Source organism: Desulfurococcus sp. (assembly GCF_038881575.1).
In the GTDB taxonomy this organism is placed as follows: Archaea; Thermoproteota; Thermoprotei_A; order Sulfolobales; family Desulfurococcaceae; genus Desulfurococcus.
This window is the reverse complement of the sequence record NZ_JAVZPN010000001.1, coordinates 20,715-43,906: the sequence shown is the minus strand read 5'-3', so window position 1 is coordinate 43,906 and position 23,192 is coordinate 20,715. Positions and strand designations below refer to the sequence as shown.

Sequence of the window (23,192 nt, the reverse complement as noted above, 5' to 3'; positions counted from 1 at the left end):
GAGTATTACACCTGGTGGAAACCTACCTGGCTTTAAGGGCTTTCCTAACAGCCTTATATATATTGATGTAGCCGGTGCACCTGCATAGATTACCCTTCAAGTACTCCTTGATATTCTCGTCCACGGGCTCCACGTTTCTCCTCCTCATGTACTCAGCCATAACTATAAAGCCCGGTGTGCAGTAACCGCATTGAATAGCCCCCTCCTCCATGAATGCCTTCTGGACTTCACTAGGATTCCTCTCACTTGTTAAGCCCTCAACAGTTTCAACACGCTTACCGTTGACGTCGACTGTTAACAAGAGGCAGGAGAGCATGGGTTCCCCGTCAACGAGCACAGTGCAAGCTCCGCACTCACCTATTCCACACCCATACTTGGTACCAGTCAATCCAAGCCTGTTCCTGAGCGTGTTGATTAACAGTTCATTGGGCTCAACATCTAGCTCAATGGTTCTCCCATTAACCTCGAATACGACTTTCACCATCAAGTACCACCTTTACTCCTCTCAACCGCCTTATGGAAGACATCGTAGGCTAAGATTTTCACTAGGTGTCTACGGTATTCAGCCGTTGCCCTAACGTCGCTTATTGGTTTCACCTCATCTTCAATTACTCTGACCAACTCAACGCTTACCTCATTTATCCTACGCCCCTTTAACACAGCCTCGGTTCTCGGGCATCTAATCGGTGTAGGGGCTACCGCGCCAGCAGCTACCCTTACATCCTCAACGGCATCTCCCCTGGTCTTCAAGTAGATAGCTACGCTGGCGATAGCTAGATCCACCGCTATCCTCCCTATTTTACTAAAGGCTGAGGAACCGTTTTCCTTGTTAACAATAATCTCCACTAGTAACTCGGTCGGCTTCAACACTGTGAGCCCCGGTCCCTTGAAGAATTCTGTGATTGGTATTGTTCTCTCGCCTTCGATGCTGGCTGTCTTCACGAGGGCCTCGTGGACTAGTAGTGGTGGCGCTGTATCCGCTGCTGGAGAGGCATTACAGAGATTACCCCCAATAGTAGCCATATTCCTTATCTGTATACTGGCCATTTGTTTAACCGCGTCATGTAATGCGGGGAGATACCTTGCTATTAATGGTGATTCCTCGAGCTCTCTCAGGGTTGTTAACGCGCCAATCCTGATCCTATCTCCCTCGTCAACTATGCCCCTAAGCTCCTTGATCCTCTTAATGTTAACGAGTGCCTTCGGCTCCACCTGCCTAGTCTTCATTTTAACCAGTAGATCAGTGCCACCCGCCAGTATCTTGGCTGCATCGCCTAGTTTTTCAAGTATCTCGAATGCTTCTTTAAGGGATCTCGGCTCATAGTACTCGAATCTAAACGGTATTATATGCGTATTCCTATAGTTCATCAACGAAGGCTTAATACTCATGGGGTCTCACCCCTCTCCCTCAATGCTTTCACTATTTTATCAGGCGTTATGGGGAGCTCGTAGAATCTCACACCGATCGCGTTATAGATAGCGTTGGCTATTGCGCCGACAGCCGGGTTCATAGCCGCTTCACCAAGCCCCTTAGCACCGAAGGGCCCCGTGGACTCATAGGTATCCGCTGTTATAACAATGAAGTCCTCCGGTGAAGGCGTATCCGCTATGGTTGGTATCTTGTAATCTGTTATCAAGCCTCTCCCAGCCAACTCACCGTTCTCCTCATACACAGTGTTCTCCGTGAATGCCATACCCCATGCCATTGCGAAGCCACCGTGGAGCTGCCCCTCAACCATATCTGGGTTTACCGGTGTACCAACGTCTGCACCGGCTACAACCCTTACAGGCCTCACCTTACCTGTCCAGGTATCCACTTCAACCTCGACGAAGTAGACTGTGAAGCTTGGTGGAGCCGAGGTAGCCCTATAGGATACGAGGGCACCTATTGTTCCCCAGTTCCTCTGCCAAGCTATCCTAGCTATCTCGCTAAGAGGGATCTTTATGTCTGTGCCCTCAACATATACAATGGCTTGCTTCAACTCTTCATCATACTTTATCTTAAACGCCTCTGGGTTGACGACTCTTCCCACGATCCTGGTTGCGTACTCGAATATCTTGGATCTAACTATTTCAGCTGCTCTCCTAGCTGCCTCGCCACCGGCATAAGTTCCCCTTGATGCATGAGTGCATACGTCGTATGGTGTGTTCTCTGTTGAAGCAGTGGCAAGGTTTACTAGCTCCGGGGGCACCCCTAGGACCTCTGAGATAATCTTGACATGCGCGTCAAGGGTGCCGCCCCCATGGTCTTGTAGTGCTGTTATATAGTCCAGTGTCCCATCCTCATTGAGCTTAAGTATGCAGCCAGTATAATCTATTACCTCCCCGCTGATCGGCCCCCCAGCGCCAGATGTATGGAAACCCCTAGCCAGCCCAATGCCCCTCCTATACCTCCCTTTTTTCCCGCTTGGATGACCCCTCTTCTCCCAGCCTATTAACTTTCTTCCTTTTTCAAGTAACTCGGGGACTCCGTCTGATTTAATAATTGATTTAACCGTGGGTCCCTGTCCCCAGAATATCTCTCCTCTTCCCACGTAGTTCTTCAGCCTGAGCTCTATTGGATCAATCTTCAGTTCTTCAGCCAGCTCGTCCATTATTGTTTCAACAGCCCATTGCACCTCAGGCGCTCCATACCCTCTTAAAGCACAGGCTGGCACCTTATTCGTGTACACTGCTTTACCAATATACCTTATATTCCTCCACTTATACATTGAGACAAACCATCCAAGGCTTGTGCCCAGGAGAGGGTATGGCTGCACCTGGTGAGCACCCACATCGAGGATGTTTTCGAATTCGGCACCCATTAACACCCCGTCTCTCCTAGCCCCTATCTTCATCCTGAAGTGGAATACGAAGTTGGAGTGGTCTAGTATATCCTCCTCACGTGTATAAGATATCTTGACAGGTTTACCTGATTTAAGGCATAATGCCACAGCTATTGGAACCAAGTAGTTTACCTGGATGCTGGAGCCGAAGGATCCGCCTATAGGTATCTTAACCACGTTCACCTTGCTTAACGGTATATCGAAGATCTGGCTTATCAGTATCCTGGTGTTATGTATAGTCTGCGTCGTCGCGTATATTGTCAGCTTACCGCCTGGTTCAGGTATGCATAAAACCGATTTAGGCTCTAACTGCATATGGTATCTCTTACCGGTCTTAAACCTCCTCTCAATAACGATATCGGATTCCCTGAAAGCCTTATCCACATCCCCCTCAACATAATTCAATGTAGCAGCTATATTTCTCTCCACGTTAACCCATTCACTACCCTTCATAATCCTTTCATGTATCAATGGGGCACCTGGCTCCATTGCTTTAAAGGGATCCAGTATCGGCTCATATATCCTCTCGTATTCAACCCTAATCGATTCAATAGCCCTCTGTGCAAGCTCCTCGCTTGGAGCAGCTACAGCCGCGATAGCGTCACCTATGTACCTCGGCTTCTTGGTTAAGACGTATGTATCCTTATAGGTCACTTCATGGATGCTCACTAATCGTGGATTAAATGGCTTCTGCGGGACATCATCAGGCGTTAACACCACAACGCCGAGTCTCTCGGCCTCGCTTACATCTATCCTCCTTATATCGGCGAAGGCATAGGGGCTTCTAAATATCCTACCAATAAGCATCCCTGGGGCCTCTAAGTCGTTGACGAATTTAATGGTGCCACTGGTCTTAGGTAATGCATCCTTTCTAATACTCCTCTTGCCAATGAAGGAGTACACTTACTTCCTCACCCCGCTGGCCACGCTCCACACTGCTTTAGCAATCTTAATGTAGCCGGTGCATCTGCATAGATTCCCTATATAATCTGCTACGTCATCCATGCTCTTGAATCTGTTCTCCCTTATAGCCGCCCACGCTGTTAATAATATACCTGGTGTACAGAAGCCGCATTGCACGGCCCCATTGTCAATGAATGATTTAACCAGCTGGTTGAACAATGGATCCCTTTCTAATCCCTCCACAGTCACTACTTCTCTGCCGTTTACCTGGGGTGTAAGCAGCATGCAGGAGGTAACCGGCCTGCCATCCAGTAGTATCGTGCAGGATCCGCATTCACCTCTTTCACACCCTCTTTTAACGCTTTTCACCTTCAGCCTCAGCCTCAACGTGTCTATCAGGGTTTCATTGGATGGCACATCCAGCTCTACATCTCTACCATTGAGCCTGAATCTAACGAGCATTATTCACCACCCCCTTTAACAAGCTTGAGAAGCATATCCTTCAGTAATGCCTTAGACACGTGGAGCCTATACTCGGCTGACGCCCTTACATCGCTTATCGGCTTCACATCACTACTCAGTTTCTCAACGGCTTCCTCAATAACCGACTCACTGATCTCTCTCCCCCTTAGAAACACTTCAACACTTCTCGCCCTAACAGGTGTTGGAGCCATGGATCCCAGGGCTATTCTAACATCCTGGAAGACCCCGGCATTGATCGATGCAGCAATAGCTATCGATACCACCGAGATCTCATGCCCCCTCCTCCTACCTAGTTTATAGTAGGCATGTCTCCAAAGGGGTCGAGGCTTACTTGGGATTACCACTTCGACAAACATCTCACTGGGTTTAAGAGCCGTCTGCCTAGGCCCCTTGAAGAATTCTGTGATTGGTATTGTTCTCTCGCCTTCGATGCTGGCTGTCTTCACGAGGGCCTCGTGGACTAGTAGTGGTGGCGCTGTATCCGCTGCTGGAGAGGCATTACAGAGATTACCCCCAATAGTAGCCATATTCCTTATCTGCCAGTACGCGAACTCGTCGGCAGCTTTCTTCAGTAGTGGTGCTTTCTCAGCGATAACACTGGAGTCCGCTATCTCCTGTATACTTGTCAAGGCACCGATCCTGACCATGTCTCCCTCGTCGATAATATATCTTAACTCGTTTAACTGAGATATATCTATTAAATCACTCACGTTATACCTCTTAATCTTCAGGTCGAGCACTAGATCCGTGCCCCCAGCTAGTATCCTAGCCCTCCCAGTCAACTCGCCGAGTAGTTTGAGTGCTTCACTAAGTGTAGATGGCCTATGATACCTTATCTCAGGTATCCGGTAGAACACGTCCACCACCTCACAGTCTACCAATCAATCTAAGCACCTCCTCGGGGGTCAACGGTGTCCTAGTTACATTGACCCCTAGTGCATGGCTTACAGCATTAGCTATCGAGGCCGGCATAGGTATGAGGGCCATTTCACCAACGCCTTTAGCGCCGAATGGACCGTACTTGAATAAGTCTTCAACGTAAACCGGCTCAGCTATCTCTGGTACATCCTTGATAGTTGGGATAACGTAGTCCGTTAGGTTAGTGTTTAACACTTCTCCATTATCATTGAACACTAGTTTCTCCATTAACGCGTACCCCACGCCCTGGGCTACAGCGCCCTCTATCTGTCCCTCAACCTGCTGTGGATTAATTATCCTCCCAGCAGCTAGGCCTGGATATACCCGTGTAACCCTTACAACACCTGTTAATGTATCTACTTCAACCTCCGAGACTACCACTATATAGCTGTAGGCAGGGTACGCGAATCCCTGCCCCACAGTATCGTCGAATCTACCTTTCGGCAGGAAGAAATAGCCTGTCGCAGATAGTTCGATGCCCCTGGCTATCGCCTCCTTAACAAGGTCTCTCAGCGATATCTGCTTACCCGGATTACTCCTCGAGTAAACCTTGTTATCCGCGAACACTAGGTCCTCCGCAGACACCCCTAGGACCCTGGATGCCAGCTCGCTCAATCTCTCCCTTAGCTTCGAAGCCGCTACGTAGACCCCTATCCCCCCTATGCTACTACCCCTTGATGCATGGGTTGCACCGGCGTCGGGGGCATCCGTTGTACCATACACTACTCTGACCCTATCAGGTGTTACACCGAGTAGCTCGCATACTATTTGTACATGAGCTGAGCTCGGCGAGCCTTGTCCGATCTCCACGATGCCGGTGTACAGTGTGACCGAGCCATCCTGCTCTATCTTCACATAGGCATTCGACCAGTCTGGTACACCCCTAGATGTACTAATACCATGCCATGCCACAGCCACACCAATGCCCTTCTTAATTCTCTCACTATGCTTATTGAACTCCTCTATCTCACGCCTTCTCTCACGCCACCGGCATGCATTGGCAACCTTTACCAGGGCATCGGCTACTCCAACTGAGTGGTCTAATAGTTGCCCTGTGATAGTGTAAGAGCCTTCTCTTACAATGTTCCTCAGCCTGAATTCAACCGGGTCTAATCCGAGTCTCTCAGCTAATTGATCCATCTGCCTCTCAACAGCAAACTGTATTGATAAGTTGCCGAAGCCCCTGAACGAGCCCTGGTATACTTTATTAGTGTACACAGCGTAGCCATCGACCCTTGCATTGGGGACTACATAGGGCCCGGAGGCATGCATCGTTGCACGCCAAAGTATAAAGGGTCCTCTGTTAGCGTATGCACCAGTGTCATGTATTATTGTTACATCTATAGCCGTGAGCCTCCCATCGGCATCAGCCCCACTCTTATACCTTATGATTGCAGCCTCTCTCTTAGGATGCACCTTGATGGATTCCTCCCTACTATATATTAGTAGCGCTGGCTTACCGGTCAAGTAGGCTACAAGAGCAGCCTTAGCACACGTCAATGGACCCTCATCATCCTTACCTCCGAAGCCCCCACCTATGTAGGGGGCAACTATTTTCACCTTACTCAATGGTAAACCCAGGACCCTTGCAACTATTCTCTGCCCGAGGTGAGGATACTGGAGCCCGCCTATTATAGTCACGCCTCCCTCAATACCCGGGATTGCTAACGCCGCCTCAGTCTCCAGGTACGCATGCTCCTGGTGGTGTAACCTATACTCATTCTCAACTATAACATGGGCTCTCGAAAACCCCTCCTCGACATCACCCCTCCTAACCCTTGTCTTAAACGCTATATTCGAGCCCGCCTCCTCGTGGATAAGGATATCATTCCTATTCATAGCCTCCAATGGATCCAGTATATATGGTAGGGGCTCATACTCGACCCTTATCTCCTCAACAGCCCTGAGGGCTTCATCCATATCCATGGAGGCGACCAGTGCCACTACTTCCCCGTGATATCTCACCTTTCCTTCTGCAAGTAATGGTTGATCAGGTAACGCGTATCCCACCTGGTTTTCCCCGGGTATATCCCTAGCTGTGAATAATTTCACGTCCTTGCTCCTCAGGTGTTCCGGTAGGCTTATACTCTTTAGTCTTGCATGGGGATGAGTGCTTAACACCTGCTTAACGTATAATGCATTACCAAGGAAGTAGTCTATGTAGTAATCCTCAGTGAACAATGCTTTACCAAGAGCCTTCTCTAGGGAGTCAACTCTTGACACTTTCTTACCTATAACGAGGAATTCACTTGCTGAGAGCCATTTCTCCAGGAGGCTGGTTGCATCCCCCATAAGTGCACCTCGAGTCAACTTATTGCGTATGATAAATATATATTTTTATTTATATGAGAATTGAGATCATAATGTGATGGCTATGAGCCTACTCATTAGAAACGGGCTACTCATTACTCCTCGGAGAGTATTCAAGGCTGATGTGAAAATAGTGAACGGGGTTATCGCCGAGATAGGGGTTGAACTTAGCACTAGTGGCGTGGATGAGGTCATCGATGCATCAGGCATGCTTGTACTACCCGGTGTAATAGATGAGCACGTACACATGCGGGAGCCCGGCCTAGAGTACAAGGATGACTTCACTCATGGAACCAGGGCTGCTTTAAAAGGAGGCGTTACAACAGTTATAGAACACCCTAATACGCTTCCACCAGTAGAGGATCCAGGTAAATTAGCCAGTAAAGCGAGGCTGCTTGAGTCGAAGGCATATGTTGACTATGCGCTTCTCGGCGTCCTCCACGATGGGAATATACATTTATTCGAGGACATCATCGCGGCAGGAGCGGTAGGCTTCAAGATATTTATGGGCCCGACGACAGGTAATATCCCATCGCCCAGTGATAGCAGTTTATATGAGGCCCTCTCTAAATCAGGCAGGACAGGGGTTACGATAGCCTTCCATGCTGAAGACCATTCACTGGTAACCTATTTCACCGAGAAGGTGAAGTCGGGAGGCGGCATGGATCCATGGCTCCATATCGAGGCTAGGCCGCCAATAGCTGAGGAATACAGTATTATTAAAATAGCCACCATCGCGAAGCATACGCATGGGAGAGTATTGATAGTACATATATCATCTATAGAGGCGCTTGAAGCCGTTCGAAAAGCTAGGGGCGAGGGAGTTGAAATATATGGAGAGACATGCCCACACTACCTCGTGCTTGATAAGGTTGACTACCAGAAACACGGAAACTTAATCAAGGTTAACCCACCAATAAGGGGAGGCATTCACCGGGAGAGACTGCTCGAAGCCGTGGGAAACGGTCTAATAGACACTCTTGGCTCAGACCACGCTCCCCATGCCCCGGAGGAGAAGAAAAGGGATATATGGAGCGCTGCATCAGGGATGCCGGGGGTTCAAACACTGCTCCCCATAATGCTCGACCTAGCTTTAAGGAATGTGATCCCCTTAACCAGGGTGCCTGCACTACTATCTGAGAACCCAGCTAAGCTATGGGGGCTGTGGCCTAGGAAGGGCTCGATAGATATAGGGTTTGATGGAGACCTAGTCATCGTTGACCCGGGTGGTGAGACAGTTGTAACAGAGGAGTGGCTTGAATACAAGTATAAGCTCTCCCCGTTCATAGGGTGGAGGCTTAAGGGTAGGATAAGGTACACTATACTCAGAGGGATAGTGATATACCGTGATGGCATGATCACCGATAAACCCGTTGGAAAATGGATTAGACAAGTTAAGTTATAACGGGGGCTCACCATAAAGTAGTCGTGGTGTACCCCATGCATAAGGGAATGGATGTTATATCAGCTCTCCAGTTCTCCAGAAGCGATGTGGAGAAATTAATCACCATAGCAGAGGAGTTAAGGAGGCGTGTCGAAAACGGTGAAAAACTAGAACTGGCCAAGGAAAGAACACTCTTCACAGCGTTCTTCGAGCCCAGCACTAGAACCCGGCTGAGCTTCCAGTTCGCCATGACTAAGCTAGGGGGCAACGTAATTGATCTCGGACCCGAGGAGGTCACGAGTAGAGCCAAGGGAGAGAGCCCTGAGGACACTCTCAGGACGGTTGATAGTTACGACCCTGACATAATAGTCGTGAGACATAGGGAGCCCGGGTTCGCAGCTAAGGCTGCTGAAATATGTAGAGCTCCCGTGGTGAACGCTGGGGATGGATACAATGAACACCCAACCCAAGCCCTATTGGATGTATACACTATATGGAGGAGCTTGGGTAGAATAGATGGAGTGACAATAGGGGTAATGGGGGATTTAAAGTATGGTAGAACCATCTCTAGTCTATCATATATATTATCAAACTTCAGGGATGTAACAATATACTTTATCTCACCGCAGGCGCTAAGACCCCGTGAAGAAGTATTGAAGATACTTGACCAGAGGAGGACAAGGTACGAGCTCCTCGAGAAACCAGACGATGCAATGGAGAAACTAGATGTCCTGTATGTGACAAGACTACAGAAGGAGAGAATGAATCCAGAGGAGTATGAGAGGCTTAAGGGAAGCTATATTATTACATACGAGTACCTCTCACGCTTCAAGAAGATACCCTTGATAATGCATCCACTCCCAAGAGTATGGGAATTGACCGCCGATGTAGATGTGCTACCTCAAGCAATATACTTTGAACAAGCCAGGAACGGCCTCTACATGAGGATGGCATTGATAAAAACGATCCTCGGCGTCTAATTAACGGGAAGCTTTCCCATTTTAAACCATGGATTTAAAGATAAACAAGGTTTTTAAGCCTGCTTCAAGCCTTTTGGAGCTCTGTAATAACTAGCGTAACATATATCTTCTCCAAATCCCTGGAAATAACCCTGAACCATGAATCTCCAATACCTATTATAGAGAATAATCCAACCGGTTGAGCCCCAGCGGCCTTGATCAACTGGATCATGGCCCTCGAGGTTTTCCCGGTGTTTATCAAATCGTCCACTATTAAAACCCTATCCTTCTTAATCAATATATCGACTGGTGTGAAGAGCATTGTGTAGACGGGTGGATCCCTTGAGACATAGGATGTCTGATGATAACCCTTCGCACCTATCTCGGGGCGGTGTTTAGCCACGACAAGCTTGGCATTCATTACATCAGCTATTTTAGTGGCTAATGGTATACCATCCGACTCCACTGTTGCAACAGCGTTTATCCTGTACTCACGGAACTCTTTGAGCGCTATGTAGGAGAGTATCTTGATCAATGGAATATTATATGCGATCCTGTATAGGCTATAGATGCCATTCTCTAATTCTACAAGCTCCCTCTTAATCAACCTTTCGACGATTTCCCTGCTAGTCAGCTTATTGAATAGGCTAGCAGCCTTCTTTGAGTTAGGTTTAACCCCTTTCCTAATATACCTCCAAAGAGTCTGCGTGTCTAACCCAGTTATCTCCTCTAGTTCCTTGTAGTCTACAAGCTCCTTGTATGCTCTCAATAAATCCACGCTGATGAACCTATAGTCGAGCCTCACTTAAACTACCCCTACTTAACTAATTATACAGGGAGTGTAATTAAACACTATGTGACAATTTTTTCCAATAACCCATTCTCCAGGGCTAGCCTCACCTCGATAGCTATTCTCCTACCCATGCTTACTGGTTGATCCCAGTACAGGTATGAATACGGGCTTCCATCAATATACAGGTTTGTCCCAGCTACAATCCTCCCTGAGAACTCGAATACCTTTATATTCAACTCTCTATCTATAACGGATTCAAGGCAGAATGGGCCTATAACGCCTGGCGAAGCCATGCCACGTGAGGCATCCACGAATCTCTTCCCGTACTCGATTATCCTTGGAAGCAGGCTCTCCCTTAGCACCAGTGGTAGGTTTCCCACCACAGTGAACGTTGGATCGACGCCTAGTTTCCCGAGGATTCTAACAGGTAGTCTACGTAGCCCGTCTACATCGCTTTCATATCTTATGTCGGCTCCAAGCAACTCAAGTCTGTTTAATACTGGGCTATAAAAGTAGTGGAAGTATGCTGTGACCCCTACTAGGTACTCCTGTATGATCGCCTCCCCGGGGTTCCTTAGCACTCCATCCTCAATATATTTCCTCAGCTTGGCTTCTACTTCACTATTGCTTGAAGCGATGAAGTATCCTTTCCCACCCTTAGCACCCGGTAGCTTCACTATTACGGGTTCCCTTATATCATCGCTCAACCCGTAGACGCGTGGAGTGGGTATCCCGGCTTTCATGAGGAGCAGCATTTTTAGTTTTTGATCAGCTTCAACCCTCAGTAGGCTACGTGTACCGAATAATGGTACCTTTATAGATTCACCGCATTCAAGGCCAACGTACTCCACGAAGCTTCCATGTGGAACAAGGATAGTGTTATAGCTCCTGAGTTCCTCAACGATCTCCGGCTTACATACATCTCTCCACGAGTCAACCTCTATTATTAAATCTATTAGGTGATCGAACTCCCTGTAGAACCATGCTCTATCCCTAAGCGCCACAAGGATTGTGGTGAATCCTTCCTTCTTAGCTCCATGCATTATCTGTAGTGCCGAGTGACTTGCAAGCGTGCCTATTGTCAAGTTACCTGTATCGTAGCCTTTGAGTAATTCATCGGTGTTCAATTACGTACCCCCGCTTCAATTTGCTCCCTAACATATTTCAAGACTCTATCTATGAGCTCGGAGTAGTTGCCGAGGTATTTCGAGTAGTCGAAGCACTCACCTATTTCATCATCATATAACCCGTTCTCCACCAGTATCTCTCTTAAATGCTTGTTCTCCCATATACTTGTCCTGCTCAGCTTTCTAAGTAACTCATGTGCCTGGATTCTCGAGTAGCCTTTTCTAAGCACCAGTTTTACCATGATGCATTCACTCATTATCCTGCCCTGCGTCAACTCAAGGTTTCTACTAGCACTTACCTCATCTACACGTAGCCCTCTAAGAATGCTTATTGTGTCAAGCAACATTTGATCAATTATGAGGAAGACATGTGGCATGATCACTCTCTCAGAGCTACTATTAGTGAGATCCCTCTCATGCATTAAAGCTATGTTCTCCATGGATGAAACAAGTAGCCCCCTTATGACCCTTGATAAACCACATACTCTTTCAGGTACAGAGGGGTTTCTCTTATGGGGCATTGCGCTACTACCCACCTCACCGGTATCGATGTACACCTCAGAGATCTCATCCCTCATCAACTCCCTCACCTCTAGTGACAATCTCTCTAGCTGTGAAGCCAGTATAGCTAGATCGGCGATCACCTCGGCAAAGCCATCCCTTGGTGCAACCTGGGTCGTTATCAAGTGGGGCTCAAGGCCTAGGTGGCTTGAAGCAGTATTCTCAACTATTAACCCCTGCTTCAGCCAGCCAGCCATGGTTCCCACAGCACCCGATATCTTACTCCTAACGACACGTTCATCGAGTTCCCTAAGCCTTTGAAGCGATCTCGTTAACTCGTAGGCGTAGTTAGCCATCTTAAACCCGAATGTAATCGGCAATGCATGCCTGGCATGGGTTCTCCCCACTACAATGGTATCGCGGTATTTTTCAACAAGGCTAACCAGTAGTTTAATCACCTCTATAAGCCTGGCTCTAGTGAGCTCTAATGCCTCGCTAAGTATTAGGGCCCATGCTGTGTCAACTATATCATAGCTGGTGGCCCCTAGGTGCACGAATCTACCGCATGGCTCACCAATTCTGCTCGATATTATTTCAGCGAGAGCGGCTATATCGTGTCCTATCCTGGATTCAAGCCTATCAACCTCGGCGGGATCTAGTACTCCTTTCAACGACTCTACTTTACTCCAGCAACCACTAGGTGCTAATCCAGCCTCCTCGAGGCCCTTTAATATAGCGGCCTCCACGGCTATGTATTTATCCACTATATTCCTCCTGGAAAACACCTTCCTCATCTCGGTTGAACCATATCTCCATTCAAGTGGGCAAATGCTTCCAGACATGCAGACACCTCATGTGACTATCTCCTGTAAGCAACCAGACTCAATGCATTCATGTATCTCGATAGCGATCCTCTTCCCCATGCTGATTGGTTTCCCGAAGTAGAGCTTACTGTATTGGCTACCGATCCCCATATAGATATTTGTGCCTCCGCCTATACGTGGTGCTACATCATACACCACTATATCGAGATCCTTGGTTACAATTAATTGAAGCGTGAAAGGCCCTATGACACCTGGCTCCACGATTCTCTTGCATGCATCAACGAATCTATCGCCATAATCGAATAACTTCTCCAGTAGAGACTCCCTTATGGTTGCGGGCTCATGTCCCACTTCAATCATCTCTACATCCAAGTATTCTTCAAGCTCCAACTGTATACTAGCTGTTAGATGCAGAAAGCCGTCTAGATTACTCTGTATCCTGCGGTCTATGCTCAGCAACTCCACCCTCTTCCTGGCTATACTATGGAAGTAGTTGACGTTGAAGTGGGCGCCCACCACCAACTCCTCTATCGAGGCTGAAGCGATGTCTTCTCTTCTTATAACGCTATTATTAACCAGCCTCTCTATCTTCTTGTAGAAGTCATCCCTATCCACTGCTATAAAGAATCCCCGTTCAACCCTTTTCCTTGCATGCGGTATCTTAACTATTACAGGCTTATCTATCTCGCCTGGATCCCTGTATATCCTTGGATGTCTTATCCCCGCTCCCTGGAGAAGCATATAGTAGTTCCTAGGCCCAGTCCTCTCCTCGTATCTGAGGAGATACCTGTTGCCGAATACCGGGATCCTTAACTCATTCTCGATTGCATCATACCCTACATATACCGAGAAACTACGGTTAGGCACTATAATAGCGTTTCTGCTGACCAGGTAATCCATTACAGAGGGCTTCACAATATCTCTAAAGCTATCTAATAATATATGCTCATCGATCACCGTGTTCAACCTCATATATGTCTTCTCTCTTCCAACCTGGCAGACAGCTATGGTTCTGAAACCCTCGTCTTTAGCCCCGTCGAAAACATCCAGTGCCGAATGGCTTGCAACAGCTGCAATAGCTATTCTCCCCGGCTTATAATGTGCAACCAGGTCCCTGGGGTTAAACCTAGTACTCAACTACATCACCATACGGGGTTATCACATGAACCAACCCGGTTCCCTCAACAATCTCCCCGATTACATATGGGTGAAAGCCATGCTCCTCAATGAGCCGGTTTAACTCACCCAGGCTGTCTCTACTCGTTGTGAGAACTAATCCTATACCCATGTTGAAGACCCTGTACATCTCTGGGGGTGATACGTTACCGAGCTTCATGAGCACCTTGAATATCGGGGGTGGTTCAGGCGCCTTGATCACCATGTCGGCTCCCTCAGGGAGAATCCTTTTAGCCTTGTAGAACGAGCCCCCGGTTATATGGGCTGCAGCTGATGCATATCCTGATCCAAGAGCTTCAAGCACGAGCCTAGAGTATATCGGGGTGGGCTTTGATAACTCCTCCCCTATATTAACTCCATCGATAACTACGTCATAGCCTCCAAGCGTGGACTCCACTATTTTCCTCGCCAGCGTATATCCATTAGCATGGAGGCCCCAGCTATTCACACCAACGACTAAATCGCCGACCCTAGCCCTATACCTTCCACCACCTTTCTTATACCCTACAATTATGCAGACGACATCAATGCCATTGACTAGATCCGGCATTATAGCTGTCTCCCCACCGATCAGTTTTACACCAAGCTCGCCGGCTGCGTCTATGATTCCATCTATGACCTCCCTGAAAGAATCAGTGTCACTGGAGGGGAGAGCTATATAGTCGAGGAGTGCCACCGGTTCAACGTTATCGCATGCGACATCGTTTACATTTACCGCTACACAATCCCAGCCGGCAACCCTCAGCTTCCCCAGCTTCTTCAACACGATGGTCTTCGTGCCTACGCCGTCGACGTGCAAGGCTATAGTCTTACCATCCATAATCACTGATTGAGAGAAAGAGCCATATGGTTCGATGTCTTTATCCTCTAACCTCCTCATCTTCTCCAATACATATCTATGCATCTCCCTGTGGGCTGAGAGGTCTACACCGGATTTAGAATAACTCCATGAATCAACCATGTTATCCATCCCTGCACAGGTTTATTATTCTCAGAGCAAGGTATGCAGCATTCTCCGCGTTATCAATGCCAACCGTTGCAACCGGGATGCCCTTAGGCATTTGCACGATGCTTAATAACGCGTCAAGCCCTCCAAGCGCGACATTTAATGGTACCCCTATAACAGGCTTACTCGTCCTTGATGCGATGAACCCAGGTAGGTGTGCAGCTAGTCCAGCCATCGCTATGTATACGTCTACATCTGCTTTCTCAATATACTCCTCAAGCTGCTTCGGGGTTCTATGAGCACTTAGAACCCTGACATCGACGTCTACATTGTTCTCCCTAAGTATATTCAATGCTTTCTCTACATGAGGTAGATCCCGCTCGCTTCCAACTATTACAGCCACCTTACCCTTACACGGCATCCCTACCTCACCCCTCCACTACTTTAAGCTGTCTTCCGGCCTTCCTAACCTTATCCAGTGCTTCACTAACCGTGTCTCCCCTGGCTAGTAGGACTGCAACTCTTCTCCCAGTGTATACGTATGGCTTACCGAATATCCTTATATCAACGCCAGGTATGGAGAGAGCTTCCCTAATACCGTGAATTATAGGTGACCAAGTATCTATCCCCGAGTATACGGCTAGGCTGGCAGCTGGGTTGACAATCCTTGGCCTTGGCACTGGGAGACCTAGTCCAGCTCTTAAGTGTATAGCAAACTCGCTTAGCTCCTGGCTCGCGATGGTTACTAAGCCTGTGTCATGCGGCCTCGGGGCTACCTCACTGAATAACACCCTGTTATCTCTTGTAAGGAATACTTCGACACCATATATTCCAAGCCCCCCAAGGGAGTCGGCTATCTTAATCCCTATCTCAGCTATCTTACCAAGGATCTCGGCTGACCTGGTCGACGGCTGCCATGACTCTATGTAATGGAACTCGCCATACCTCCAATGCTCGATGGGGTCGCATGTAATTGTTTCAACTCTACCATCTATATTCATGTGTCTATAGGTTAACACTGTGAACTCTGCCTCTAATCCAACATATTCCTCAACTAATACTCTACGACTCTTCCCACGCGCATGTCTGATCGACTCCTCGAAGGCTCTCCTCACCTGATCGAAGGATCCATTAGTTATCTTCACATGTCCATGCCCACTACTGCTCATCTCAGGCTTAATTATGCATGGATAACCTATCTCATTACATGCTTCGAAGACTTCCCCGGGACTCTCCGCGATAGCGTACCTGGTGGTTGGTAAACCAACTTCTTTAGCAACGTATTCTCTTAGCTTTATCCTATTCATCGAGATCTCAACAGCCCTCGCATTGGGTGTGATCCTGTAGCCCTCGTCCTCAAGCTCCTTGAGAGCGGTGGTTGAGACAGCCTCGATCTCGGGGATTACCAGGTCGGGTTGCTCCCTTTTCACAACGGCTTTAACGGCTTGATCATTCATCATGTCGACAACGTATCTCCTATGTGCAACATGCATTGCCGGCGCGTTATCGTATCTATCCACAGCTATAACTTCCAACCCTAGTTTCTGCGCCTCTAACGCTATCTCTTTACCTAGTTCCCCGCTCCCGAGCAAGAGTATTTTCACTGCTCTACTTGAGAGAGGGGGACCGATTTCAATAAGGGGTTTGAATAGGTTGGATTGAGACATAGGTCTCACCCGTGAGCACGTTTAGACATGTAGGGGTTTACCAGAGGGTTCTCTATGAAGCCCATTCCTGGAACCCACACCGTATATACACCTAGTAGTCCACGCCTGGCCCTTGAGGTATAGACGCGTCTAATCCTCTCAGCTATATTATTCTTCTCTTGCATCGACTCTGGGGAGCCGATATCTCCTCTATGGAATAAGAAGGCCTCGCTTTCAACGTATCCCATGGCCTTCTCGGTTTTCCCATATGCTTCTTCATAGCTGTTGCCCCAGCAAACTATCTCGGCTAACCTGGATCCCTTAGTGTACAGGGATCCATCGCCCCCTACCTCGACGCTTCCATATAGAATAGTGCAACCTGTATCCCTTATTGAGGCCTCATCTACTTTAACCCTGAGCCCGGTAGCCAGCTTCCTATTAGTTGGATATCCGAGAGGAGCTACAGCCTTGTTTACAACGACAACATCCTCCCTAATTCTGAGCTTTCCCAACGGCTTACCTGAGGCAGCTTTCTCGAATACTTCAAGCACATCATCTTCCAGCATGTATAGGAGATTACCGGTCTCAGGGTCGCCAAACCTACTGTAGAATTCAATAACGGTTGGACCCCACAGCCACGTTAACATCATTTGACCAGCCAAAACACCCCTGTAATCACTGCATCCCTCACTCCTCAATGCCTCGATCACATTGCTGAGTATTCTAAGGCTCTCCTCGTATTCCCCTAGGGTTAGGAATGGAGGTGTTAAACCTGGACCCGAGATAGACCCCATTCCACCTGTTTCAGGCCCTACATCATACTCGAAAGCATGAGGGTGGTCCTGTATGATCGGTAATGGCGTGATGGAACCACCGCTCGAGATTACGTGTAGAGTGTACTCTACGCCTTCAACCCTTAGCTCTACAAGAACCTTTTCATCGATATCCTTGTATGCATTCATTTCACTGAATAAGTCCCTAACGTATTCACTGGTGATACGGCTTATTTCACTGGATAGATAAGACTTAGTATTATTGAATACCTTAACCCCCTTTCCCCCGACCTGTCTAGCCGGTTTCACAACTATATCGCCAGCATGCTCAGCAAAGCTCACAGCATCCTCTACATTACTGAATGATGCATAGAATAATCTTCCATTAATCCCATGCATCCACATAAGCCTCCTCGCGAAAACCTTGCTCCTCTCTATCTCAGCACACCTCGATGAAGCCCCGAAGACCGTGAACCCGTGTTCCCTTAGTGCATCAGAGACACCTGCGAATAATGGTTCCTCAGGACCTATCACGACCAGGTCTGGTGACACGGTCTCAGCGATCTCAAGTATTCTACCCGGCTCTGTAACCCTGGTAATAAATGTCACACCACTAGATGACTCGGCTAGTCTTTCAAGCCCTGGATTCCTGTACTCTGACGCAACATACACCCTTGGCTCTAACCCGCTCTTCAACATCATCAATCCAAGGGCGTGTTCCCTCGCACCGGATCCAATTAGCAGGATCTTCAAGCATGATCCCCTCTGCTACTAATGAAGCATGAGAAACACGGATTAACACCAAGGGATTCCATGGTTTCTTCGAATACATCTATTGGTATCCATGTTATGGAGTCCGCGTCAAGGTATTTCACCATGTCTTCGCTCTCCATGTTCGCTGAAATAAGGTCATTCATTGTGAAATCGAATAAGGAGTAGGGGCATTGTAGCCTGAGAGGCGGGCTCGCGATCACCACGTGAACCTCTTCAACACCGAGTCTCTGGCGGAGGCCTTGAATCACAGTCTTAAGCGTTGAACCAGATACCACACTGTCATCGACTAAAAGTACCCGCTTACCCTCGACGACTCCTTTAACAGGATTCATTTTTAAATGTATCGCTATAGCTCTCTCCATTAAGCTATTCTTCAACATTGAACGAGCCTTCACACCTGTTGAGACAAATAGGAGTTCAAGGGGTTTTCCGAGTCTCTGGGAGATCCCGAGAGCATAGGGGAGAGCTGTTTCAGGCACGCCTACAACTACATCAATGCTGTCTCCAATGCCTTTCTTAATTAGTTCCTCAGCAAGCTTCTCCCCTAGTTTCTTCCTAAACAGGTATATAGGTATGCCATCGATAACCGAGTCAGGTCTTGCAATATAAAGGAGTTCGAGGAGGCATACTCTACCAGTTGTCCTAGCACCGAACACCTTGACAATATACTTGTTGAGCAATACTAATTGACCTGGTGGTATACTGGTCCTCGGATTCCCGCCCATAACTTCTATAGGGGCTGTTTCAGTTGCAGCAATAGCCATGTCGAATCCGTAACCACCTAGTGCCAGAGGCGAGGGCGACCTAGGGCCCCTCCATGCTACTACCACGTCATTGCCAAGTAGCATTACACCGGTGTGATCCTTCATTAACTCTGGAGGATCAATCGCCGAATTGCTTAGGATCCTCACGATATCGTTGATCCCTGTATTGCTACCTATGTATTCTACTAGATCCCGTACTGGATTAGTATTTGGCTCTCTATCGAGCAGGACGGCTATTCCACTAGCTTCATCAATGTAATAGCTTGCCCTATCATTATACACGCCTGCAATAACCATGTTAAACGAGTGTTCAAGACCCTTACCCACGATTTCATCTATCGATGCCTCAGTACACTCAACACTCGATTTCAAGGGGTAACAGATAACAGTTATGTCTCCCCTATTCTTTAAAGCCAGTAACCCGTATCTCATGAAGCTACTTACATTCCAGTATTCATCGAACGCATATATGGATAAAAGCCCTGAAACCATGAGGAATCACCTCTTAACCATGTTCTCAAGATCCTCGAGGCTAAGCCCCTTGAAAGCATATTTACCTGTAAAACAAGCCATGCATAGACTGGGTAAACCCACTGCTCTCCTTAAGCCTTCAATCGTGTTATATGTTACAGAGTCGGCTCCAAGCCTCCTAGCTACCTCGTCCGGGGTCAAGTCCCCGGCTATCAGCTCGTTTTTCGCGGGGATATCTATGCCCATGAAACATGGGTATTTAAAGGATGGGCTAACGACCCCGGTATGAACCTTTGAGGCACCTGCATGCCTTAGCTTTAACACTAGGTAATTGAGCGTTGTACCTCTGACTATTGAGTCCTCGACAAGGAGTATTCTTTTACCGATAACCCTGTTTTTCACTACATTATATTTCAACCTGACGACCATGCTCCTGTGGGATGGAGGAGTGATGAAGCCTCTACCCATGTACTTGTTGACGATGACAGCCTCCTCAAGGTGAAGTCCAAGCGCCTCTGAAAGACCCAGTGCAGGTATCCTGCCAGTATCAGGTACCGGGACAACTATGTCTACTTCAATCCCATTGATTAAGCCAGCTAACTCCTTACCCATACGGTATCTGGCCTCGTAGACGCTTACCCCGTTGAAAACAGAGTCTGGTCTAGAAAAGTATATGTACTCGAAGACGCAGGGATACGGGGTGCCAGCTGATCCAGCCATATATCTCTCAAGGGAGAAGCCGTCGAATGAAACTATCTCTCCAGGCTTTACCTCGCTCCATTCTCCAGCATCGGTTGCTTCAAGGGCAGCTGTCTCAGAGGCAACGTAGAAATCTTCCCCGTGAAGCGAGTACGATAGTGGCCTATAGCCGATTGGATCCCTGGCGATAATTATGCGTGGCTCATTGGTCAGCACGATGAGACTGTAGCCACCTATAACATGCTCGCTTAAATGCCTCACAGCCTCTACAATATCGCCCCTATATTCCCGGATTAGCTCACTTATAAGGTATCCTAGGACCCTGGTGTCATTGGAGGCCTTAACCCTTATTTCATCAGCTATAAGCCTGTAGTTAGCTATCGTCCCGTTGAAAGCCAATGAGAAATTCAACCCTCCGGTGTTAACTATAATCGGTTGTATAACAGTGCCCCAGTACCCGCCAGTGGTGGCGTAGCGTACATGCCCTACTCCACCGTAGTATCTTCCCTGCGCAGACTCTATGGATATATTTCTCGCCGAGTCTTTAAGTAGCAGGTTGCCGACTACACCACTTCCAGCTAGTCTCACAAACCTCTTGGCCTCCTTATCGAATAGGACTATGCCGGCGGCCTCCTGTCCCCTATGCTGTAACTCCAATAATAGCTCAACCAGGATCCTGAAGTGATCCCCTCTCCCCATGTAGGCGGCTATCCCGCACATATATTACTAGCCTCTCTCAAGGTATTTCTCCAGGGAGTCAGAATAGATCTCCCCGAGTACGTTGGTATCTAACTCAAGTATCTTCTTTCCATTCACTAGAAGGTCGACCTGGCTCCTACTCGACACCCTCCCCACTACTCCATACACTACACTCATTTCATCGAGTATCCTCCTAGCCTTCTCAACCTTGTTTAACGGTACCTCTATAATGTATCTCGCCTGGGTCTCGGAGAATAATAGGTAATCTAGTCTATCAATACCCCTCGACGGCACAAGGGATAGCTCTACTTCGGCACCAAGCCCGCTTACCACCGCCATCTCAAGTATACTCGTTGCAAGCCCCCCTATTGAAACATCATGCACGGAGGACACGGCATCCTCGTTGATAAGCGTCCTCACAGCACTCCCGTGCATGTATTCTAAACGGGGTCTCGGAACAGGTATCTCCCCTGTCTCTAAGCCGTGTACCCTGTACAGGTATTCACTACCCCCTATTTCCGGGAGAGTTTCCCCGATCACAATTATATATGATCCTGGCTCCTTAAACTCCATTGTCTTAGCCTTCCTTACATTGTCTACTCTACCTATACCTACAATAGTCAGGGTTGGTTTCACCTGATTACCGACTGAATCCTCATTATAGAAGCTGACCTTACCCCCTACAACCGGTATGCCTAGTTCATTCGAGATCCATGCCAGCCCCTTCAACATCTTCTCAAAGAACCAGTAGTGCTCAGGTTTCTCAGGGTTACCAGCGTTTAATTCATCCACTATAGCGAGCGGTGTCGACCCCACTGAGACTAGGTTTCTATAGCACTCGGACACCACGTTTGCAGCTCCATTAAATGGGTCGAGCCACGTGTATCTTGGGTTACCATCGCCTTTCACGGCTATGCCCATACCTTCATCATTAATCTTTAAGACGGCTGCATCACCCATACCCGGTTTAACGACTGTTCTACCGCCTACCTCATGATCGTATTGTTCATATATCCATCTCCTAGACACGATATTAGGTGAGGAGAAAATCCTTATAATGGCATCCTCTAGGTCTGGCTCGGGAATGCCTTGGAGAGGAGTCAGCCCCTTCAACGCGTCTTCAGGTGGCTTGGATTTCCTTACCAGTGCACGTGGCCTAGCCATAGCTTTACTGGGGACTTCCGCAACTACTCTACCCTTATAATACACTCTTATGAAACCACTATTATTGAAGACCCCTATGATACTATATGGTACTTCATACTTCTCGAGGATCCTGATTAATTCATTAATGTTTTCACGTGGAACAGCCAGTAGCATCCTCTCCTGGCTTTCCGAAGCAAGGATCTCGCATGGCTCTAGATCCATGCGCAGGTGTAGCCTGTCTAAATATATTTCGACACCTAGATCATAATCCCCGGCAGCCTCCGATATAGCTGTTGTAAGCCCACCGCCACCGAGGTCTTTTATATAATCCACCAGCTTCTTCTCCACTATCTCATTAACGACATCTATGAGTATTTTCTCCATTAACGCGTCACCTATCTGCACAGCACCTATGTCTTCAACCATATTATCCTTCAGCGGCGCTGACGCGAAGCTACTTCCAAGCAATCCATCCCTACCGGTTGAATTACCGATTATAACCACTAGATCACCTGGCCTAGGCTTGGATAGCACAGCCTTATTCTTCTCCACTATGCCTAGGCATGCCACGTTGACTAATGGTTGTTTATTGAATGATTCATCAAACCATGTATCGCCGGCTACAACGGGTACTCCGACCCTGTTGCCGTAGTCACTTATTCCTTTAACAATATTTCTAATCAACCAGTTTGCATGCGGATTAAATGGGTTGCCCATGTATAGTAGATCCAGTAGTGCAATAGGCTTAGCACCTAGCGTGAGTATATCCCTTATAATGCCTCCTACACCGGTTGCCGCCCCATTATATGGGTCTACAGCGGATGGATGATTATGACTCTCTATCTTGAACACTGCTAAGATACCCGGGAAAACCTCAACAGCTGGTGCATCCCTGCCCGGCCCAAGCACTACATGACTACCCTTGTTAGGCAGTAGTCTAAGTAGTCTCCTACTGCTCTTATAGGAGCAGTGCTCGCTCCAATGTGCCTCGAACATGACTAATTCTTCACGAGTTGGCTCTCTCTTAAGTATATCCCTGATCTCATTTATCTCTTCAGTGCTCAGCGGCAT

19 protein-coding genes are annotated in these 23,192 nt (G+C 47.9%); 2 read left to right on the top strand and 17 right to left on the bottom strand.

From position 1 onward, the window contains the following. Positions 1–22: 22 nt before the first annotated feature. From QXV08_RS00200 to QXV08_RS00175, 6 genes are read right to left on the bottom strand one after another with little or no spacing between them, the layout of a single operon-like run. Complete coding sequence (locus QXV08_RS00200; protein WP_342785550.1) at positions 23–484, bottom strand: (2Fe-2S)-binding protein; 462 nt, start codon at positions 482–484, stop codon at positions 23–25. Continuing rightward, complete coding sequence (locus tag QXV08_RS00195; protein ID WP_342785548.1) at positions 484–1,389, bottom strand: xanthine dehydrogenase family protein subunit M; 906 nt, start codon at positions 1,387–1,389, stop codon at positions 484–486. The genes QXV08_RS00200 and QXV08_RS00195 overlap by 1 nt, the downstream gene beginning before the upstream one ends. Beyond that, entirely contained in the window at positions 1,386–3,728 is a 2,343-nt protein-coding gene (locus QXV08_RS00190) for a molybdopterin cofactor-binding domain-containing protein (protein WP_342785546.1), read from the bottom strand. The genes QXV08_RS00195 and QXV08_RS00190 overlap by 4 nt, the downstream gene beginning before the upstream one ends. Beyond that, complete coding sequence (locus QXV08_RS00185; RefSeq protein ID WP_342785544.1) at positions 3,729–4,190, bottom strand: (2Fe-2S)-binding protein; 462 nt, start codon at positions 4,188–4,190, stop codon at positions 3,729–3,731. It lies immediately after the preceding gene. Further along, a complete protein-coding gene (locus tag QXV08_RS00180; protein ID WP_342785542.1) occupies positions 4,190–5,092 on the bottom strand; it encodes a xanthine dehydrogenase family protein subunit M in 903 nt (300 codons plus the stop codon). Before QXV08_RS00180 ends, QXV08_RS00185 begins: the two co-directional genes overlap by 1 nt. After that, positions 5,079–7,421: a xanthine dehydrogenase family protein molybdopterin-binding subunit gene (locus tag QXV08_RS00175; protein WP_342785540.1), complete on the bottom strand. Its 2,343-nt coding sequence runs from the start codon at positions 7,419–7,421 to the stop codon at positions 5,079–5,081. Before QXV08_RS00175 ends, QXV08_RS00180 begins: the two co-directional genes overlap by 14 nt. An 82-nt stretch (positions 7,422–7,503) precedes the next feature. On the opposite strand from QXV08_RS00175, the gene allB reads away from it, so the two are divergent. Together allB and pyrB are read left to right on the top strand one after the other, a co-directional pair. Next, positions 7,504–8,844, top strand: coding sequence for an allantoinase AllB (allB, locus tag QXV08_RS00170; protein WP_342785538.1), 1,341 nt, complete (start codon positions 7,504–7,506; stop codon positions 8,842–8,844). A 35-nt stretch (positions 8,845–8,879) separates the two neighbouring features. Continuing rightward, positions 8,880–9,803, top strand: a complete 924-nt coding sequence (gene pyrB, locus QXV08_RS00165; RefSeq protein ID WP_342785536.1) for an aspartate carbamoyltransferase — start codon at positions 8,880–8,882, stop codon at positions 9,801–9,803. A gap of 64 nt (positions 9,804–9,867) precedes the next feature. Here the strand turns inward: pyrB and QXV08_RS00160 are convergent, their stop codons facing one another. Genes QXV08_RS00160 through purL form a run of 11 tightly spaced genes read right to left on the bottom strand, consistent with a single transcriptional unit; the run spans position 9,868 to position 23,192 of the window. Next, the gene (locus tag QXV08_RS00160) at positions 9,868–10,587 is read right to left on the bottom strand and encodes a phosphoribosyltransferase family protein (RefSeq protein WP_342785534.1); all 720 of its coding nucleotides are present in this window, start codon (positions 10,585–10,587) and stop codon (positions 9,868–9,870) included. A gap of 47 nt (positions 10,588–10,634) precedes the next feature. Then, positions 10,635–11,702, bottom strand: a complete 1,068-nt coding sequence (locus QXV08_RS00155; protein ID WP_342785532.1) for a formate--phosphoribosylaminoimidazolecarboxamide ligase — start codon at positions 11,700–11,702, stop codon at positions 10,635–10,637. After that, positions 11,699–13,045, bottom strand: a complete 1,347-nt coding sequence (purB, locus tag QXV08_RS00150) for an adenylosuccinate lyase (RefSeq protein WP_342785530.1) — start codon at positions 13,043–13,045, stop codon at positions 11,699–11,701. Before purB ends, QXV08_RS00155 begins: the two co-directional genes overlap by 4 nt. Positions 13,046–13,054: 9 nt before the next feature. Continuing rightward, positions 13,055–14,164, bottom strand: coding sequence for a formate--phosphoribosylaminoimidazolecarboxamide ligase family protein (locus tag QXV08_RS00145; RefSeq protein ID WP_342785528.1), 1,110 nt, complete (start codon positions 14,162–14,164; stop codon positions 13,055–13,057). Further along, positions 14,154–15,173, bottom strand: a complete 1,020-nt coding sequence (locus QXV08_RS00140) for a phosphoribosylformylglycinamidine cyclo-ligase (protein WP_342788220.1) — start codon at positions 15,171–15,173, stop codon at positions 14,154–14,156. The genes QXV08_RS00145 and QXV08_RS00140 overlap by 11 nt, the downstream gene beginning before the upstream one ends. Continuing rightward, positions 15,166–15,570 carry a 5-(carboxyamino)imidazole ribonucleotide mutase gene (purE, locus tag QXV08_RS00135; RefSeq protein ID WP_342785524.1) on the bottom strand — a complete coding sequence of 135 codons (405 nt, stop codon included), beginning with the start codon at positions 15,568–15,570 and terminating at the stop codon, positions 15,166–15,168. Before purE ends, QXV08_RS00140 begins: the two co-directional genes overlap by 8 nt. Before the next feature lie 7 nt (positions 15,571–15,577). Then, positions 15,578–16,816 carry a formate-dependent phosphoribosylglycinamide formyltransferase gene (purT, locus tag QXV08_RS00130; RefSeq protein WP_342785522.1) on the bottom strand — a complete coding sequence of 413 codons (1,239 nt, stop codon included), beginning with the start codon at positions 16,814–16,816 and terminating at the stop codon, positions 15,578–15,580. A 5-nt stretch (positions 16,817–16,821) separates the two neighbouring features. Further along, complete coding sequence (gene purD / locus QXV08_RS00125; protein WP_342785520.1) at positions 16,822–18,321, bottom strand: phosphoribosylamine--glycine ligase; 1,500 nt, start codon at positions 18,319–18,321, stop codon at positions 16,822–16,824. Next, complete coding sequence (locus QXV08_RS00120) at positions 18,318–19,598, bottom strand: phosphoribosyltransferase family protein (RefSeq protein WP_342785518.1); 1,281 nt, start codon at positions 19,596–19,598, stop codon at positions 18,318–18,320. The genes purD and QXV08_RS00120 overlap by 4 nt, the downstream gene beginning before the upstream one ends. Before the next feature lie 6 nt (positions 19,599–19,604). After that, the gene (gene purF / locus QXV08_RS00115) at positions 19,605–20,996 is read right to left on the bottom strand and encodes an amidophosphoribosyltransferase (protein ID WP_342785516.1); all 1,392 of its coding nucleotides are present in this window, start codon (positions 20,994–20,996) and stop codon (positions 19,605–19,607) included. 6 nt (positions 20,997–21,002) lie between these two features. Beyond that, positions 21,003–23,192 (bottom strand): phosphoribosylformylglycinamidine synthase subunit PurL, encoded by a 2,190-nt coding sequence (gene purL / locus QXV08_RS00110; protein ID WP_342785514.1) that lies wholly within the window; start codon positions 23,190–23,192, stop codon positions 21,003–21,005.